The 15,924-nt window shown below is 69.3% G+C and carries 12 protein-coding genes; 4 read left to right on the top strand and 8 right to left on the bottom strand.

Annotated elements, in window-relative coordinates:
• The first annotated feature begins 241 nt into the window (after positions 1 to 241).
• Together mfd and C566_RS0112300 are read left to right on the top strand one after the other, a co-directional pair.
• A complete protein-coding gene (mfd, locus tag C566_RS0112305) occupies positions 242 to 3,943 on the top strand; it encodes a transcription-repair coupling factor (RefSeq protein ID WP_018774648.1) in 3,702 nt (1,233 codons plus the stop codon).
• Between the two features lie 4 nt (positions 3,944 to 3,947).
• Positions 3,948 to 4,778, top strand: a complete 831-nt coding sequence (locus tag C566_RS0112300; RefSeq protein ID WP_018774647.1) for a metal-dependent hydrolase — start codon at positions 3,948 to 3,950, stop codon at positions 4,776 to 4,778.
• Between the two features lie 70 nt (positions 4,779 to 4,848).
• On the opposite strand, the gene C566_RS0112295 is transcribed toward C566_RS0112300, so the two are convergent.
• From C566_RS0112295 to nirB, 6 genes are all read right to left on the bottom strand, one after another.
• Positions 4,849 to 5,067 carry a hypothetical protein gene (locus tag C566_RS0112295; protein ID WP_018774646.1) on the bottom strand — a complete coding sequence of 73 codons (219 nt, stop codon included), beginning with the start codon at positions 5,065 to 5,067 and terminating at the stop codon, positions 4,849 to 4,851.
• 53 nt (positions 5,068 to 5,120) lie between these two features.
• Positions 5,121 to 5,819 (bottom strand): deoxyribose-phosphate aldolase, encoded by a 699-nt coding sequence (deoC, locus tag C566_RS0112290; RefSeq protein WP_018774645.1) that lies wholly within the window; start codon positions 5,817 to 5,819, stop codon positions 5,121 to 5,123.
• A 160-nt stretch (positions 5,820 to 5,979) separates the two neighbouring features.
• A complete protein-coding gene (locus C566_RS0112285) occupies positions 5,980 to 6,879 on the bottom strand; it encodes an FAD-dependent oxidoreductase (protein WP_018774644.1) in 900 nt (299 codons plus the stop codon).
• A gap of 197 nt (positions 6,880 to 7,076) precedes the next feature.
• Positions 7,077 to 8,303 carry a uroporphyrinogen-III synthase gene (locus C566_RS0112280; RefSeq protein WP_018774643.1) on the bottom strand — a complete coding sequence of 409 codons (1,227 nt, stop codon included), beginning with the start codon at positions 8,301 to 8,303 and terminating at the stop codon, positions 7,077 to 7,079.
• Between the two features lie 8 nt (positions 8,304 to 8,311).
• Positions 8,312 to 9,346: a uroporphyrinogen-III C-methyltransferase gene (gene cobA / locus C566_RS0112275; protein WP_018774642.1), complete on the bottom strand. Its 1,035-nt coding sequence runs from the start codon at positions 9,344 to 9,346 to the stop codon at positions 8,312 to 8,314.
• A gap of 2 nt (positions 9,347 to 9,348) precedes the next feature.
• Entirely contained in the window at positions 9,349 to 12,030 is a 2,682-nt protein-coding gene (nirB, locus tag C566_RS0112270) for a nitrite reductase large subunit NirB (RefSeq protein WP_018774641.1), read from the bottom strand.
• Positions 12,031 to 12,286: 256 nt separating this feature from the next.
• On the opposite strand from nirB, the gene nirD reads away from it, so the two are divergent.
• Complete coding sequence (gene nirD, locus C566_RS0112265) at positions 12,287 to 12,667, top strand: nitrite reductase small subunit NirD (RefSeq protein ID WP_018774640.1); 381 nt, start codon at positions 12,287 to 12,289, stop codon at positions 12,665 to 12,667.
• Here nirD and C566_RS0112260 read toward each other — a convergent pair.
• A complete protein-coding gene (locus C566_RS0112260) occupies positions 12,664 to 14,403 on the bottom strand; it encodes a phospho-sugar mutase (protein WP_018774639.1) in 1,740 nt (579 codons plus the stop codon). The two genes, nirD and C566_RS0112260, sit on opposite strands and share 4 nt — an antisense overlap.
• 127 nt (positions 14,404 to 14,530) lie before the next feature.
• Between C566_RS0112260 and C566_RS0112255 the strand changes: the two genes are divergently transcribed.
• Positions 14,531 to 15,010 (top strand): RrF2 family transcriptional regulator, encoded by a 480-nt coding sequence (locus tag C566_RS0112255; protein ID WP_018774638.1) that lies wholly within the window; start codon positions 14,531 to 14,533, stop codon positions 15,008 to 15,010.
• A gap of 68 nt (positions 15,011 to 15,078) precedes the next feature.
• On the opposite strand, the gene C566_RS0112250 is transcribed toward C566_RS0112255, so the two are convergent.
• Complete coding sequence (locus tag C566_RS0112250; protein WP_018774637.1) at positions 15,079 to 15,897, bottom strand: purine-nucleoside phosphorylase; 819 nt, start codon at positions 15,895 to 15,897, stop codon at positions 15,079 to 15,081.
• Positions 15,898 to 15,924: the final 27 nt, after the last annotated feature.

Genomic DNA, 15,924 nt, shown 5'->3' with positions numbered 1-15,924 from the left:
CCTACCAAGCCATTCGGTGCGGGGACGGCGTTGGATGGGGCCGGCGTTGGATGGGCCCGCGCTCCTCCAGCCAGCCTAGCCCCGTCGGCGGTGCCCCGGGCAGGTCACGTGGACAGGCCTCTTCGGCCGGGCCCGTCGGCGGGCCCCGGGGCTCCGCGGTAGGCTTGGAGGGCCCGGGATTCTCACGAATTTCGGCTATTCGTGTTGCCTGCACCCCGTGATCCCATCAGGAGCAACAGCTATGAGCCTCAACGGCCCCTCTCTCACCGGTTTGCGCCGTGTCCTCGCCGAAGACCGGAACTACGCCCGGATCCAGGCCGAGGCCGCCCGCGGGTTCGCCGCCCGCAGCGAGGATTACCAGATCAGCGCCCCGGCCGGAATGCGGTCCACGCTGCTCGCGGAAATGGCGGACGGACTCGCGACCCTGGCGGGGAACGAAGCTGGCCCTGCCGAAGCCGGCCCTGCCGAACCCGGCTCTGCCGGGGCGGGCCGGGGAGTGCCCGTGGTCCTGGCCGTCACCGCGACCGGCCGCGAGGCCGAGGACCTGACCGAGGCCCTGCGCGCCTTCCTGCCGGCCGACGCCGTCGCGGAGTTCCCCAGCTGGGAGACGCTGCCGCATGAGCGGCTCTCCCCGCGCTCGGACACCGTGGGCCGTCGGCTGTCCGTGCTGCGGCGGCTCGCGCACCCCGAATCGTCCACTGCCGGTGCGTTGCGCGTGGTGGTGGCCCCCGTCCGCGCCGTCGTGCAGCCGATCGTCGCGGGCCTGGGCGAACTGGTGCCGGTGACCCTGAAAGTCGGACAGGAGGCACCCTTCAGCGGTGTCGTCAAGAGCCTTGCCGACGCCGCCTACGCCCGGGTGGACATGGTGACCCGCCGTGGCGAGTTCGCCGTCCGCGGCGGCATGCTGGACGTCTTCCCGCCCACCGAGGACCACCCCATCCGGGTCGAGTTCTTTGGTGACGAGGTGGACCAGATGCGCTGGTTCGCCGTCGCCGACCAGCGCTCGCTGACCGCGCCCGGCCTGCACCATCCCACCGAACTCCACGCCCCGCCGTGCCGCGAAATCCTGATCACGCCCTCCGTCATGTCCCGCGCCGCCACCCTGAAGTCCCAACTCCCGGCCGCCGCGGACATGCTGGAGAAGATCGCCGGCGGCATCGCCGTCGAGGGCATGGAATCGCTGGCCCCCGTGCTGGTGGACGCCATGGTGCCGTTCCTGGACCAGCTCCCGGCGGGTTCCATCGCGGTGGTGATCGAGCCGGAGAAGGTCCGCACCCGGGCCCACGACCTCGCCGCCACGAACGAGGAATTCCTCGAGGCTGCCTGGTCCACGGCGTCCGACGGCGGGACGGCGCCGCTCGACCTGACGTCCGCGGCCTCCGTTGCCCTGCACTCGGCCAGCTTCCGTTCGCTGACCGATACCCGCACCGCCGCCCTCGAGCACGGCGTCTCCTGGTGGTCCATCACATCGCTGGCCAGCGACGAAGAGCTGCTGCCCGACGTCGACGTCCTGAACCTGCACGCCCGGGAACCCCGCGGCTACCAGGGCGACGTGGCGGAAATGATGGACTTCATCGGCTCCCGCGTCCGGGACCAGTGGCGGATCGTCGTGGTCACCGAGGGCCCCGGCCCGGCGCAGCGCCTCGCCGAACTCTTCCACGACAACGACATCCCGTGCGCGCGGGTGGACACGCTCGAGGCGGATCCGCAGGCCGGGCTGATCGAGGTGACCACCGCCGCCGTCGGCCGCGGCTTTGTCCTGGATCCGCTCAAGCTGGCGCTGCTGACCGAGGCTGACCTGCTGGGCCGGACCTCGGCCGGGTCCACGAAGGACATGCGCCGGATGCCGTCCAAGCGGCGGAATGCCGTGGATCCGCTGCAGCTGGTGGCCGGGGACTCCGTGGTGCATGAACAGCACGGCATCGGCCGGTTCGTGGAGCTGATCCAGCGCAAGGTTGCCGGTGGCGGCGAGGGCGTGCGCGAATACCTGGTCCTGGAATATGCCCCGTCCAAGCGCGGAGCCCCGGGCGACCGGCTGTTCGTGCCCACCGACCAGCTGGACCAGGTCACCCGGTACGTGGGCGGCGACACTCCGGCGCTGAGCAAGATGGGCGGCGCGGACTGGGCGAGCACCAAGTCCAAGGCGCGCAAGGCGGTCAAGGAGATCGCCGGGGAGCTGATCCGGCTGTACTCGGCCCGGATGGCTTCCCGCGGCTACGCCTTCGGCCCGGACACCCCGTGGCAGCGGGAACTGGAGGAGGCCTTCCCGTACGTGGAGACCCCGGACCAGCTGACCACCATCAACGAGGTCAAGGCCGACATGGAGCGGGAGATCCCCATGGACCGGCTGATCTCCGGCGACGTCGGCTACGGCAAGACCGAGATTGCGGTCCGGGCCGCGTTCAAGGCGGTCCAGGACGGCAAGCAGGTCGCCGTGCTGGTGCCCACCACGCTGCTCGCCCAGCAGCACTACGAGACGTTCACCGAACGGTTTTCCGGCTTCCCCCTCGTCGTCAAGCCGCTGTCCCGCTTCCAGACCGGCAAGGAGGCCAAGGAAACCGCCGACGGCGTCAAGAGCGGTTCCGTGGACGTCGTGATCGGCACGCACCGGCTGCTGTCCAAGGACTTCGGCTTCAAGGACCTTGGCCTGGTGATCGTGGACGAGGAGCAGCGCTTCGGCGTCGAACACAAGGAGGCGCTGAAGAAGATGCGCACCAACGTCGACGTCCTGGCCATGAGCGCCACCCCGATTCCGCGCACGCTGGAAATGTCCCTGACCGGCATTCGCGAAACGTCCACCCTGGCCACCCCGCCGGAGGAACGGCACCCCGTGCTGACATACGTGGGCCCGTACACGGACAAGCAGACTTCCGCCGCGATCCGCCGTGAGCTGATGCGCGAAGGCCAGGTGTTCTTCGTCCACAACCGGGTGTCCACGATCGACCGCACCGCGGCGAAGATCCGCGAACTGGTCCCGGAGGCCCGGGTGGAGGTGGCGCACGGGCAGATGTCCGAGAGCCGGCTGGAACAGATCATCGTGGACTTCTGGGAAAAACGCTTCGACGTCCTGGTCTGCACCACGATCATCGAGACCGGCCTGGACATCTCCAACGCCAACACCCTGATCGTGGACGGCGCGGACAAGTACGGCCTCTCCCAGCTGCACCAGCTGCGCGGACGTGTGGGCCGCGGCCGTGAACGCGCCTATGCCTACTTCCTCTACCCCTCGGAAAAGCCGCTCGGCGAGGTGGCGCTGGAACGGCTCAAGGCCGTCGCGACCCATAACGAGCTCGGCGCCGGCATGCAGCTGGCCATGAAGGACCTGGAAATCCGCGGCGCCGGCAACCTGCTCGGCGGCGAGCAGTCCGGCCACATCCAGGGCGTCGGCTTCGACCTCTATATCCGGCTGGTCGGCGAGGCCGTGGCCGAATATCGGGGCGAGGCCGAGGAGAAGGCCGCCGAAATGAAGATCGAGCTGCCGGTCAACGCGCACCTGCCGCACGACTACGTGCCGGGCGAACGGCTGCGCCTGGAGGCCTACCGCAAGCTCGCCAGCGCCATCACCTACGAGGCGATCGAGGAGGTCCTCGCGGAGCTCGTGGACCGCTACGGCGAACTGCCGCTGCCGGCCACCAACCTGATTGACGTCGCCCGGTTCCGGGTGGGCGCCCGCGAGGCCGGGTTGTCCGACGTCGCGCTGCAGGGCAACTTCATCAAGTTCTCCCCGGCGCAGCTGCCCGAGTCCAAGCTCATGCGCCTGACCCGGATGTACCCCGGCGCGCAGGCGAAGCCTGCCCTGGACGCCGTGCTCGTCCCGAAGCCCAAGACCGCCAGGATCGGCGGCCGGGACCTGCAGGACGCCGAGATCCTGGAGTGGGCCAACGGCGTGATCCGCAACATCTTCTCCGACGCCCCTGTCTCTGCCACGCCGGCGGTGAAATAAAAGAATGATGGGAGGACATCACGCCGCGTCGGGAGCCGCGGCGTGGGTAGCCATTGCCTCGACCGGCCCGTATGCGCTCGGCTGGTACCCCCTGGATCCCACCGGAATCGTGATCGGCGCCATGGCGACGGCGGGGACCGCGCTGGTCTGCGACTGGGACCACCGCGCCAGCACAGTGGCGCACGCGCTGCCGCCGCTGTCCAACCTGGTGGCGCGCGGCATTGAGAACGCCAGCGGGGGCCACCGGCAGGGCACGCATTCGGTGCTGGGCGCGGCGTTCTTCGTGCTGCTGGCCACGATCGCCGGGCAGTGGCAGGTGCAGACCCAGTGGGGGCTGCTGTCCGTGGGGGCTGGCCTGCTGTGCATGTTCATGATCAACATCGCCGCGAAGGCACTGAAACTCTTCCCGAAATTCGGCTGGATCAGCAACTGGATCGTCGGGCTGCTCATGGCCGGACTCGTGACGTGGTTCGCGCCGCACCAGTGGACCTGGCTGCCGGTTTCGATGCTCACCGGGGTGCTGGTGCACATTGTGGGGGACATGATCACCACCGGGGGAGTGCCGCTGCTCTGGCCATTGGTGATCAAGCCGCCGAAGGTCCTGCGCAAACTGCCGCTGCTGAAGAACATCTGGAGGGCCAACGGGGCGTTCTCCATCCCGCTGCTGGGCCGGGCGGGATCGCGGCGGGAATGGTTCGTCCTGATCCCGGTGAGCGGCTACGCCATGGTGGGGATGTTTGGCGCCGGCCTGGCGGTGGCCAAAGCGCACTTCCCCGCGGCCCTGGCGCTCGGCACGGGACTGGTCAAGGGCCTGTTCGCGCTGGTGCCCGGCTAGAACTGCAGCCGGTTAAATGACTGAAGCTCCGGATGATCCGGAGCTTCAGTCATTTAAGCGGAAGGAGTGGCTAGTTTTCGCCGGCCGAATCCGAGCGGCCCAGCAGGGTCTGCGGGATCCAGAACGCTGCGGCGAAGAGGACCAGGCAGACAGCCATCGGCCAGGTGTTGTCCAGCGTCAGGAAGGACAGCGAGTAGATCGCACCGAGGAACAGGACCATCATCGCGGCAAAGATGACGATGGTCGAGCCGAGGCTGTTTTCGGTCTGCGGGGTGGTGTTGCTGGACATTCGTTCCTCCTCGGCCCCGGGGGGCTCAAAAACTGTGGGCGGTGCCGGCACGGTCAGTACGCGGACGAACCCTGTTCACCCTTGACGATCGCGATACCGGAGCTGGCGCCAATACGTGTTGCACCTGCAGCAATCATAGCCTGAGCATCGGCCAGGGAACGCACGCCGCCGGAGGCCTTGACACCCAGGTCCGGGCCGACGGTGCGGCGCATGAGAGCGACGTCGTCGGCCGTGGCCCCGCCGCCGTTGAAGCCCGTGGAGGTCTTCACGAAGTCCGCCCCGGCTTCCACCGCGGCCTCGCAGGCGAGCACCTTCTGGTCATCGCCCAGCAGCGCCGTTTCGATGATGACTTTCAGGATGGCTCCGCCCTCGTGCACGGCGGCCGCGACGGCGGCAATGTCATCCACCAGCGCGCCCTTGTCGTTGGCACGGGCCGCGGCGATGTTGATGACCATGTCCACTTCTTCGGCACCGTCCAGGACCGCGCCGCGGGCCTCGAAGGCCTTGACGTCGCTCGGCGTGGCGCCCAGCGGGAATCCCACCACGGAGCAGGTCAGGACGCCGGAGCCCTTGAGCGCTTTCTTGACGGTCTTGACCCAGACCGGGTTCACGCAGACCGACTTGAAGTGGTACTCCGCCGCCTCGGCGCAGACCTTGAGGATCTCCGCCTCGCTGGCCTCCGGCTTGAGCAGGGTGTGGTCGATGTAGGAGGCGATGTTGGGCGTCCCCCCGGTGGCGGCTTCTTGGCTCATGGTGGTCCCTTTCGTGGCGGGCCTGGGACGCGGCGGTCCCTTCCCGGGCCTTGTGGGCCTGCGGGCCCTGGCGGCGCCGCGTGGTGCGCGGCTTATCAGGGAACCATCTTGCCATAGGAATGTGCCCGGCGGATGCCCCGGCCGGGCCTCTCCAGGGCGTCTAGGCGGCGGCCGCCAGGGGCCGGGCCATGGCGGCCTGAAGCAACTGGGAAGCGCACACCGACGCCGCGGAACCGGAGGCCACGAGCAGCCCGAGACGGACGCCGTCGTAAGCTGCCGCGTCGCCGATCGCCCAGATGCCCGGCACGGAGGTGCGGAAGTCCTGGCCGATGACGATCCCGCCGCCGGCAGCGGTGGCGAGCCCTGCCGTGGCGGCCAGTTCGTCGCGGGCGATGCGCTCCTCGGCGAGGATCACGAGGTCTCCGTTCATGCTGGAGCCGTCCTCGAAGACGATGCCGGATGCCGGCAGGACGGACCCGGCGGCGGTGGGAACGACGGCGGCGGGACGGACTGTGGTGCGGACCGGGCGGACGCCGCGGGACCGGAGCACGGCCTCGGCCTGGCCGGCGGCCGAACCCGTGCCGACCAGGATGCCCAGGGGGCGGCGGCCGAGGACCCGGGTGACGTCCTTGACGGCCTCGCCCAGCCCGGCGGCGTCGTCGATCGTGGAATAGCTCAGGCACCGGGCCGCACCCTCCACCGGCGCCTCGGCGGGGGCGGAACCGGTGGCGATGACGAGCTCGTCGTAGTCGAACTCCATGCCGTCGGCGGTGGTCACGCGGCGGTTGTCCGCGTCGATGTAGCTGGCGGGCTGGCCGAAGCGGACGGACACCTGGGGCAGGACGGCGAGCTCCAGCAATTCCTCGGGGGCGTCGTCCCGGTTGCTGAGGACCGTGATGGCGCCGGCGAACGGGGTCCGGGCGAGCTGCCGGACGAGCGCCTGGGCGGCCCGGCCGGCGCCGGCGATGACGATCCTGGGCCGGGCGGCCGTTGTGGCGGCGGCAGCCGAAGCGCCTGCCAGGGCAGAGGTGGAGGTGGGAGACATTGCCGGAGCGGACATGTGCTGGCCCTTTCGCTGGGTGGCCATCGTGTGGCCGGTGTGCTTGATGAACCCCAGCGTAGGCGTCCGATTTTTCCGGGGTGTTTCCCGGGTGTTGCCGCTTCTGCCCTGCCTGTTCGCCAGTATTTACCGGCCGGTAATGCCGTGGGTCACACCCCCGCGGAGGGCACTTCGTGCAGACAGCTCGGTCGCCTCCGCTACACCCGGATCCGGTAGCCGCGCTTCACCACGGTTTCCACCAGCCGGGTGTCCGGCAGCGCGGACCGCAGCCGGCTGACGGTCATGTCGAGGGCATGCACGGAACCGCGCAGCTCCAGCAGGTCCGAGAGCGCCTCGCGGGACAGCACAGCCCCGCCGGCGCCGATCAGCGCGCGCAGCAGCAACAGCGGTGCGGGCGCCATCTCGACCGCCTCGCCGTTGATGCGCAGCGAGCGGCCGCGCAGCTCCACGCTGCCGGAAACGGTATCGAGCCGGCGGACGTGGTTGAGCGCCAGATGCTCGCAGACGAGCCGGATCAGGGCGCCCATCCGGAACCGTTCCGGGATCAGCGGGTGCAGCCCGGCATCGAGCAGCGGCTGCGCGGTGATGGGCCCGACGACGGCTGTCGCCACGGTGGTCTTCAGGCTCTCCACGAGCTGTTTGTAGACGCCCATCTCGTGCGCCGTGCTCCACATGGCGTCCACGGCGGGCGCGCTGGTGAACGTCAGGACATCCAGGTTGCCGCTGCACGCGGCTTCGATGAGCTTGGGCAGCCGGTCCGCGCCGTCGGGCTTGACCCAGCGGTACGGGGTGACGGTCAGGACGGTGGCGCCGGACATGCGCAGGCGCTCGAGCTGGCGGACATCGGTGTAGCCGTGCAGCTGCACCGCGACTGTCTTGCCGCGCACACCCTCGGCCAGGAGCATGTCCACGAGCGTGGCAGTGGTTTCGTCGCTGCTGATTCCGACGTCGGCGAGGCCCGCGGCGCGCACGGCGCCGCGGGCCTTGGGCCCGCGGACGAACATGCGGGTGGCGGAGAGGGTCTCCAACAGCTGGTCGCCAATGCCAAACGTGTCCGCGGCCTCGCACCAGCGGCGCATGCCGTAGGCGGTGGTCGCGATGCAAAGGTCGGGCCGGGCGGCGATGATCGCCCGGGTGTCCTCGATCAGGCTCTGGTCCTCCCGGACCGGGGCGATCTTCAGGGCCGGGGCGTGAAGCACCTCGGCGCCGCGGCGTTCCAGGGCCTCGATGAGGTCCTGCGAGCGGCGGTGCGAGGTGACGCCGATCCGGAAGCCGTCCAGGGGAAGGTCCCGGTCGGTCGCGTCCTCGGCGGGTTCCGCCGCGGGTGCGGCGGCGGTTAATGCGGGGGTTAGTGAGGGGTTCAACGGGGACAGGGGTGCGCCGGGCTCCGGGAAGTCTGCGGCGACGGCGTTCAGTGCGCTCATGGGAATCCTTACGCCTCCATCAGTGATGCGGCCAGACGGTCGAGCTCCGCCGTGGCCCCGGCGCAGCCCCGGTTGGCCTCGGCCACCCGGACAACGTCCCCGATCACCAGGACGGCGGGGTTGCTGCAGCCCGCGGCTGCGGAGGTGATGGTGCCCAGCTCGGCGATCGTGGTGCGCTGGCCGGGGCGGTAGCCGCGTTCGACGACCGCCATCGGCATGTCGGCGCGCATCCCGGCCCGGCGGAGTCCGGCTGCGAGGTGGTGCAGGGTGCCGATGCCCATCAGGACCACAATGGTTCCGCCGAGCCCGGCGAGGTGCGTCAATTCGTTCTCGGTCAGCGGGGCATGGCCGGAGACCACGGTGAACATGTGGCTGACTTCGCGGTGCGTGACCGGGATGCCGGCGGCGGCCGGAACCGAGATGGCGCTGGTGACTCCGGAGATCACGCGGACCGGAACCCCGGCCGCGACACAGGATGCGACTTCCTCGCCGCCGCGGCCGAACACATAGGGGTCCCCGCCCTTGAGGCGGACCACGTTGTTGCCGGCCAGCGCGCTTTCCACCATGAGCCTTTCGATGTCGGCCTGGCTGACCTTGTGGTGGCCGGGCTTCTTGCCCACATCCACAAGCTCTGCCGAGGTCAGGGACGGCAGATCCTGGTACGGGGCGAGCCGGTCGTAGAAGACGACGTCGGCATCGCGCAGCGCGGCGACGGCGGCGACCGTGAGCAGCTCGGTGGTCCCGGGGCCGCCGCCCACCAGCGTGACGTGGCCCGCCGGACCGGCCGGGGGCTCGGCCGCCACCGGAATGCCCGTGGCGCGGCACCGGCCCAGGAGGGCTTCCCAGCCCGGCTGGCCGTCGTCGACAGCCGCCACCAGGAACGGGCGCTCGGGCAGCGGGCCGTCGATGCCGGCGCCCTGTGGGGTGCTGAGGCGGAACACGACGGCGCCGGCCGCCTCATAGCGCCGCACGGCCTGACGTGCGGCGTGGTCCGCGCCCGTGACCAGGACTTCGCGTCCGGTGAGGTCAATGGTGAGCTGCATGGCTATACCTCGTTCTCGTCAGACAGTCCCGGGGTGGTGGCACGGACCGGAATGGAAGCCCCGATCAGGACCGGCTGCTGACCGGCCAGCGCCTTCTCCTCCGCTGTCGCGGGGCGCATCTGGCCGCGCTCGTCGGAGACGAAAGTGATCGAATCGTCTTTCTGGTCCGGGGCGTTGACGAAGGAGCGGAAGCGGCGGAGGCGTTCCGGATCCTTCAGGGTGTCGGCCCATTCGTCGACGTAGGTGTCAACGTGCTTGGCCATGGCGGCCTCCAGGTCCTCGGCAATGCCCAGGGTGTCGTGCACCACCACGTCCTCGACGTGCTTGATGCCGCCGTCGAGTTCTTCCTGCCAGCGCGCGGTGCGCTGCAGGCGGTCGGCCGTGCGGATGTAGTACATGAAGTAGCGGTCGATGTATTTGATCAGGGTTTCGTCGTCGAGGTCCTTGGCCAGCAGCTGGGCGTGCGCCGGGGTGGCGCCGCCGTTGCCGCCGACATACAGGTTCCAGCCGTCGGCGGTGGCGATGACGCCGACGTCCTTGCCCCGGGCCTCCGCACATTCGCGGGCGCAGCCGGAGACACCCATCTTCAGCTTGTGCGGGCTGCGGAGGCCGCGGTAGCGCAGTTCAAGCTGGATGGCCATGGCCACCGAATCCTGGACCCCGAAGCGGCACCAGGTGGAGCCGACACAGGACTTCACCGTGCGCAGGCTCTTGCCGTAGGCCTGGCCGGATTCGAAGCCGGCATCCACCAGGATCTTCCAGATTTCGGGCAGCTGCTCCAGCCGGGCGCCGAACATGTCGATCCGCTGCCCGCCGGTGATCTTGGTGTAGAGGCCGTACTGCTCGGCGACCGCGGCGATCACGCCGAGTTTCTTTGGGGTGATCTCGCCGCCGGCAATCCGCGGAACCACCGAGTAGGTGCCGTCTTTCTGCATGTTGGCCAGGGCGCGGTCGTTGGTGTCCTGCAGGGTGCCGCGGCCGGCGTCCAGGACGTAGGCGCTGTTCTGGCTGGCGAGGATGTTGGCGATGGTCGGCTTGCAGATATCGCAGCCGGCCCCGGTGCCGTACTTGGCCATGATCTCCTCGAAGGAGGTCAGTTCCAGGACCCGGATGGCGTCGAAGAGTTCCTGGCGGGACAGCTCGATGTGCTCGCACAGGGCCTTGGAGACCTCGACGCCGGACTTGGTCAGTTCGGTCTCGAGCAGCTTCTTGAGCATCGGCACGCAGGATCCGCAGCTGGTGCCGGCGCGAGTGCAGCCCTTGAGCTCGCCGAGTTCCTGGACGGGTGCGTTCCCGTCGCAGCTCCCGCAGCCGTTGACGGTGTCGCGGATGGTTCCGGCCGAGACGTTGTTGCAGGAACACAGGATGGCGTCGTCCGGCAGCTCGGTCTCCGGGGCGTCGCCGCCGCCTGCGGCGGTGAGGTAGGCGCCGGGTTCGGCGGCCAGTTCGCGGCCCAGCATGGGGCGCAGGGACGTGTAGGGCGAGGCGTCGCCGACGAAGATGCCGCCGAGCAGGGTTTTGGCGTCGTCGGTGGTGACGATCTTCTGGTAGACGCCGCGGGCGGGGTCGGCGTAGACGATCTCGAGCGCGTGTTCCGTGCGGGCGAAGGCGTCACCGAAGCTGGCGACGTCGACGCCGGAGAGCTTGAGCTTGGTGGCGGTGTCGAAGCCGGGGAAGGTCGCGTCGCCGCCGTGCAGCCGGTCCGCGACGATTTCGGCCATCGTGTTGGCCGGGGCCACGAGGCCCAGGCACATGCCGCCGAAGTTGGCGACCTCGCCGATGGCCCAGATGCCGGGAACCTCGGTGGAGCAGTCGTCGGAGATGACGACGCCGCCGCGCTGGCCGAGCTGGAACTGCTGCGGTGCGCCCTCTGCGGCCCGGAACAGCTCGTCGCGGGGCCGCACGCCGATCGCGACAATCACGATGTCGGCGTCGATGATCCGGCCGTCGGCCATGAGGACGCCGGTGACCTGGCCGTCGTCGTCGGAGAGGACCTCGGAGGGGAACACGCCGCCGTGGACGGTGAAGCCCTTGGCCTCGATCAGCCGGCCGAGTGCCTGCCCGGCACCCTCGTCCAGCTGGGTGTTCATGAGCCACGGCGAGCCGTTGATGACGATCGGGGTGGCGCCGAGCTGTTCGGTGCCGGCGGCGGATTCCAGGCCCAGCAGACCGCCGCCGATGGTGACCGCGTTGACTTTCCGGCCCAGCTTCGCGGTGAGGTCCGCGATGGCCTTGTTGATGGACCAGACGTCCTCAAGGGTGCGGTACACGTGGGTGAGTTCGGCGCCCGGGATGGGCAGGCGGGCAGCGTCCGAGCCCGTCGCGACTACTAGTTCGTCATACGGATAGATGGTTCCCGCCGCGGTCTGGACGGTCTTGCCGGCGGCGTCGATGCTGGTGACGCGCTCGCCGGTCTTGAGGTTCAGGGCCGTGTGGTCCCACATGGAAGCGCTGCCCAGGGTGAGGTCGACGTCGCTGTCGGTGAGTGCCTTGCTCAGCGCGACGCGGTCATAGGGGAGGTGGGCTTCCTCGGTGAGGACGGTAACGTGCCAGCCATCGAGTCCGCGGGCGTGCATGGCATCGGCGAACCGGTGCGCTGCGGGGCCGCCGCCGGCCACCACAATGCGGCGCGGGGCGGCGCTGGTTGCGCCCTGGTTCGGGTGGCTTGAGGGGTGTCCGGTCACGGTGGGCCTTTCGCATGGGCCGCAGACGGTGCTCTGCAGCTTGTCGTCCCAGACTAGGCAACCGGAATTTCGCTTCAGTTTCCCTTATGTTTCGTGATCTTAACTTCTGCATCACGAATGCATTTCCGGCCGTGTGAGCTCTCTTTTACGCGCCGGACACATCCGGCGCGTCCGGATGAAACACCGCGGGCCTAGCTTGAATATGTGGCCGCAGCAGCGGTTGAGCCCGTAAGGGATGTATCAGAGAGGGGCCGGGATGACCGCCGTACTTGAAACCGCCGTACACGACGTTGAGGACCAAATTACTGGAGCCGCAGCCGGCTGGCACCGGGTGTGCGCCGTGGCGGACCTGGAACCCGCCTGGGGCGAGGCGGCACTGATTGCGGGCCGCCAGGTGGCACTGTTCCGCACCCTGTCCGGTGAGGTTTTCGCCGTCGCACAGGAAGACCCGGCCACCGGGGCGCACGTCATGGCACGCGGCATCACCGGATCCCGCGGGGACCGGCCCACGGTGGCATCGCCGTTGCACAAGGAGGTCTACGACCTCGCCACCGGGGAATGCCTCGGCGGCCCGGAACTCCGCCTCCCCACCTTCGGTACCCGGATTGTGGGCGGGTACATTGAGGTGCAGCTCTAGAGGCCCAGTGCCTCGCGGACGTCCGCAAGAACGCCGTCCAGAGCCGTGCGGGCCTCGTCCCGGGCTGCCGGAAGCTCGGCGGCCGAGCCGACACTGCGGATGACTTCCAGGTAGCACTTGAGCTTCGGTTCCGTGCCGCTGGGACGGATGATGACGCGGCTGAGGTCCCGGGTCAGGTACAGCAGGCCCTCGGTGGGCGGGAGGAGTTCGCTGCCCTCGGCAAGGTCCGTGACGGCCTCGACGGCGGAGCCGCCGAACGATTCCGGCGGGCTGACGCGCAGCCGGTTCATCATCGCGTCCAGCAGGCCGAGGTCCGCCACCCGGATGCTGAGCTGGTCGCTCGCGTGCAGCCCGTGCACCAGGTACAGCTCGTCCAGGGTGTCAAAGATCGTCTTGCCCTCGGCCTTTGCGGCCGCCGCGAGTTCGGCGATGAGGACCGCGGCCGAAATGCCGTCCTTGTCGCGCACCAGCGACGGAGCAACGCAGTAGCCCAGCGCCTCCTCGTAGCCGTAGACCAGCCCAGGCACCCGGGCAATCCACTTGAAGCCGGTCAGGGTTTCCTCGTGGGCGTAGCCTGCCGCGGCCGCGATCCGCGCCAGCAGCCGGGACGAGACAATCGAGTTGGCGAACACGCCGGCCGGCGCTTCGCCGGCGGCCGCCTGACGCGCCACGACGTGGGCCCCGAGCAGGGCGCCCACCTCGTCGCCGCGCAGCATGCGCCACGCTCCGGTGTCAGGGTCCTTCGCCGCCACGGCTGCCCGGTCGGCGTCGGGGTCGTTGGCGATCACGATGTCGGCGTCCGTGCGTGTCGCCGCCTCGAGGGCCAGATCCAGCGCCCCCGGTTCCTCAGGGTTGGGGAAGTTCACCGTGGGGAAGTCCGGATCCGGCTGCGCCTGTTCGGTGACTAGCGTGACGTCGTCGAATCCGGCGGCGTTCAGCACCGCGACGGCCGTTTCCCCGCCCACGCCGTGCATGGGGGTCAGGACAATCTTCAGCTCGCGGGCCGGGAAGTGCTCAGGAACCGCCAGGGCTGCGACGGCGCGCTGGTAGTCGGCCGCGATAGAGGGCGCCAGCACGGTCCACCCGTCCGCGGCCAGAACGATGGAATCCAGGGCGCCGACGGCGTCGATCTTCGCCGCTATCAGGGCGTCGTAAGGTGCCACGATCTGGGCGCCGCGGCCGCTCTCCTCGACGGCATGACGGCCGAGGTACACCTTGTAGCCGTTGTCCTGCGGCGGGTTGTGGCTGGCGGTGACCATGACGCCGCCGTCGCAGTCCAGCGCCCGCACGGCATAGGCGAGCAGCGGGGTGGGCAGCGCGGCCGGCATCAGGAAGGTCTCAACCCCGGCCGCGGTAAGGATTGCGGCGGTTTCCTGGGCGAAAATATCGGAGTTGTAGCGGGCGTCGTAGCCGACGACGGCGCGGGGCCGGGTGCCGGGGGAGACCTGTTCGACGGCGTTGGTGAGGAAGGCGGTGAAACCGGCCGCGGCGCGGCGGACCACCACGCGGTTCATCCGGTTTGGACCCGGGCCGAGGGCCGCCCGCAGTCCGGCGGTGCCGAACTGGAGGGTGCCGCTGAAGCTGTCGGCCAGTTCCTGGCGGGCCGCGGCCACGCCACCGTCGGTGAGGCGGATCAGTTCGGAGAGGGCAGCAGCGGTGGCGGGGTCCGGGTCCTGGCTTGCCCAATCGCGGGCATCGCTCAGGAGTCGGGCGAGTTCGGCATCAGAAGACGTCATGGAACCAAACTATCGCCAAACGTGGGCGATTCCTGCCCAGACAATCGAGAGTTCGGGTTTCAGTTCCATCTCGGGACCCTTCGCGGGACCTTGACACCCAAATTTCCGGACACGTAGCGTCTGGAATATGAAGATGGGCCGTGGGATCGAATGGGCCGTGCACAGTTGCGTCAACATGGCCTGGACACCGCCCGGTGAACCGGTGAACAGCGCCCGGCTGGCCGAGTACTACAAACTCCCGGCCGCCTACCTCAACAAGCAGTTTCAGTCGCTGGTCCGGGCCGGCGTCCTGGACTCGGTATCGGGTCCCCGCGGCGGATTTCTTTTAGCGCGCCGGCCCGAAAACATCACCGTGCTGGACATCGTGCTGGCGCTGGAGGGCCAGGAGCCGGCTTTCCGGTGCGAGGCGATCCTCGGGAATGTCCCGGAGCCGGACCGGCAGGAGAACTTCGCGCGGACGTGCCTCATTTCCCAGACCATGCGCCAGGCCGAACTCGCGTGGCGGCAGGCGCTGGCGCGCCAGAGCATCGCCGGGATCGCGGACTCGATGGAGCGGCGGTTCCCGGCGGACAAGGCAAAGGTCCTGGACTACCTGGCCGCGGAATAGCCGCAGCCGGGTAGTCCAGGACCTGTCGCGGGGGCCACTCTGGCCCCAGAGCCTGGATTCGGCCCAGATCAGAGCTTGGCGATGATCTCTGCGAGCAGCTTGGAAATGCGCGGCCCGGCGGCCTGGCCGGCCTCGAGGACTTCTTCGTGGCTCAGCGGCACGGGGCTGATACCGGCGGCGAGGTTGGTCACGAGCGAGATGCCGAAGACCTCCATGCCCGCGTGGCGGCCGGCGATGGCCTCGAGTGCGGTGGACATGCCCACCAGGTCCGCGCCGATCCGCTTGGCGTACTGCACCTCGGCGGGTGTCTCGTAGTGCGGGCCGGTGAACTGGGCGTAGACGCCCTCGTCCAGCGACGGGTCCACCTCGCGGGCCAGCCCGCGGATCCGTGCGGAGTACAGGTCCGTCAAGTCGACAAACGTGGCCCCTTCCAGCGGGGAGGTGGCGGTGAGGTTGATGTGGTCGCTGATGAGCACCGGCGTGCCGGGTGCCCAGTTTTCGTTGAGCCCGCCGCAGCCGTTGGTCAGCACGAGGGTCTTGCAGCCGGCGGCGGCGGCGGTGCGCACGCCGTGCACCACGGAGCGGACGCCCTTGCCCTCGTAGTAGTGCGTGCGTGCGCCCAGGACCAGGGCCCGCTTGCCCTCTTTGGTCAGGACCGAACGGATGGTGCCCACGTGCCCCACCACTGACGGCGCGGAGAAGCCGGGGATTTCGGCGGCGGACAAGGTGGCGGTGGTCTCGCCGATGAGCTCGGCGGCGTCGCCCCAGCCCGAGCCGAGGACCAGCGCGACGTCATGGGAGTCGACACCCGTCTCTTCGGCGATGTAGTCGGCGGCGGCGCGGGCGGCGTCGAAAGGGTCCGTGTTCAGGAATTCTGTTGTACTCACCGGTACAAGTTATCGCGGCCGGGGCCC

Source organism: Arthrobacter sp. 131MFCol6.1 (assembly GCF_000374925.1).
Taxonomy (GTDB): Bacteria; Actinomycetota; Actinomycetes; order Actinomycetales; family Micrococcaceae; genus Arthrobacter.
Note: the sequence above shows the minus strand (reverse complement) of the source record. Positions and strands in the feature narration are given on the sequence as shown.